This window comes from Comamonas sp. B-9, from assembly GCF_000410635.1.
Classification (GTDB): domain Bacteria; phylum Pseudomonadota; class Gammaproteobacteria; order Burkholderiales; family Burkholderiaceae_C; genus Comamonas.
In genome coordinates, this window is sequence record NZ_KE148637.1 from 31,504 (window position 1) to 33,520 (window position 2,017).

2 pseudogenes are annotated in these 2,017 nt (G+C 65.9%); both read left to right on the top strand.

Annotation, left to right across the window (positions count from 1 at the left end):
• Window positions 1-1,454: pseudogene (locus H928_RS33635) on the top strand (3'-5' exonuclease); the annotation flags it as partial.
• 294 nt (window positions 1,455-1,748) lie between these two features.
• Window positions 1,749-2,017: pseudogene (locus H928_RS0119105) on the top strand (hypothetical protein); the annotation flags it as partial.

A 2,017-nucleotide genomic window follows, 5' to 3' on the forward strand; every position in this document is an offset into this window, starting at 1 on the left:
GGGGCCGGGGGGAGCCGGTGCGGGTGTCCGAGAGCGCCACCGACATGGCCGAGGCGCAGTGGATGGTCGAGGAGATCAAGTCGCTGATCAAGAGCGATGGCTTTGCACGCAGCGAGATCGCCGTGCTCTACCGCAGCAATGCCCAAAGCCGGATTCTGGAAACCAGCCTGTTCAACGCTGGTGTGCCTTACCGCGTGTATGGCGGCCTGCGCTTTTTCGAGCGCGCGGAAATCAAGCATGCGCTGGCCTATCTGCGCCTGCTCGAGAACCCGCATGACGACACCAGCTTCATGCGGGTGGTGAACTTTCCGCCGCGCGGCATTGGTGCGCGTACCACCGAGCAACTGCAGGAAGGGGCGCAGGCCGCCGGTTGCTCGCTGTACGACGCGGTCACCGCCGTGGCTGGCAAGGCAGGCACCAAGCTGCAGTCCTTTGTCGCGATGGTCGATGTGCTGCGTGAGGAAACCCAGGGCAAGACCCTGCGCGAGACCATCGAGCGCATGCTGGTGGTGAGCGGCCTGATCGAGCACTACCAGAGCGAAAAGGAAGGCGCCGACCGCATCGACAACCTGGGCGAGTTGGTGACCGCCGCCGAGAGCTTTGTCACCCAGGAAGGCTTTGGCAAGGATGCCGTGGCCATTCCGATCGACGAGCAGCAGGCCATGGGCGTGCCAGGCAGTGGCCAAAGCCCCGTGAGCCAAGGGCTGGACCCGGATGCACCGCTGCTCGATACCCCACTGCCCGATGCCGCCAACCCGGCGATGGTGAACCCCGATACCGGCGAAACCTTGTCGCCGCTGGTGGCCTTTTTGACCCATGCGGCGCTGGAGGCTGGTGACAACCAGGCCCAGGCCGGCCAGGACGCCGTGCAGATGATGACCGTGCATGCCAGCAAGGGCCTGGAGTTTGATGTGGTCTTTATCGGCGGGCTCGAAGAGGGCCTGTTCCCGCACGAGAACGCGATGACCGACACCGGCGGGCTGGAGGAAGAGCGCCGCCTGATGTATGTGGCCATCACCCGGGCGCGCAAGCGCCTGTACCTGAGCACCTCGCAGACGCGCATGCTCCACGGCACCACGCGCTACAACGTGCGCAGCCGCTTCTTGGATGAGCTGCCCGAACGCGCGCTGAAATGGCTCACGCCCAAGCATTCGGGCTTTGGCAGTGGCATGGGCAGCCTGGCTTACGGCGGAGGCGGCGGCAGCGGCCGTTCATCGGGCGGTGGCTATGGCGATGCCGCGCCCAGCATGTGGGGCAAGACCCCCGTGCCGGTGCAAAAGGCCGAGCCCGCGCATGGCATCAAAAAGGGCGCCAGTGTGTTCCACAACAAGTTTGGCGAAGGCAAGGTGCTGGCGGTGGAAGGCACCGGCGACGATGCGCGCGCCCAGGTGAATTTTCCGCGCCATGGCACCAAGTGGCTGGCGCTGTCGGTGGCCAAGCTGACGGTGGTTTAAACCTCCATTGCCAGCCTGGCAGGTGGTGCTTGGAGAGTGGGCGCCAACCTCAGGCTTGTCATAAATAGTTGCATGGGATACTATATGGGCTGCTCATCGGCATACGCAGCCCTGCCGCGTTCCGGTCCGGCATCCCTGCCAGGACCTGCGCGAGCCATCCCTGTACGCGCACAGGCTGGCGCCCGTGCTGCTTTGTAGCGGGTGAGTCTCCACTTTCCTATCCCAGCCACACTGGCTGGCCGCTGTGCCGGCCAGGCTGCGCGTTGGCCAGTCGCTGGGTAGACGAGGATGCCCATGACACCTGCCCCCAAGATCGACATTCCCACCCCAGCCATTGGCCGCCACCAGGCGCTGCGCCACCTGCTGTCACCGCGCCAGCTGCGTGACAGCGTCCGCCTGCAACCGCTTCCCTCGCTGCACATTGCGCTGGTCGCGGCCATGCAGGCAGCGCTGGCGGTGCTGCTGGCCCTGGTGGTGGCGCGGCTGTCGCCCTGGCCCCAGCTGGTGGGGCCCTTGGGGCTGGGCGCGTTGGCCGCCTTGTTTGGCCGTTTTGCAGCGCCGGG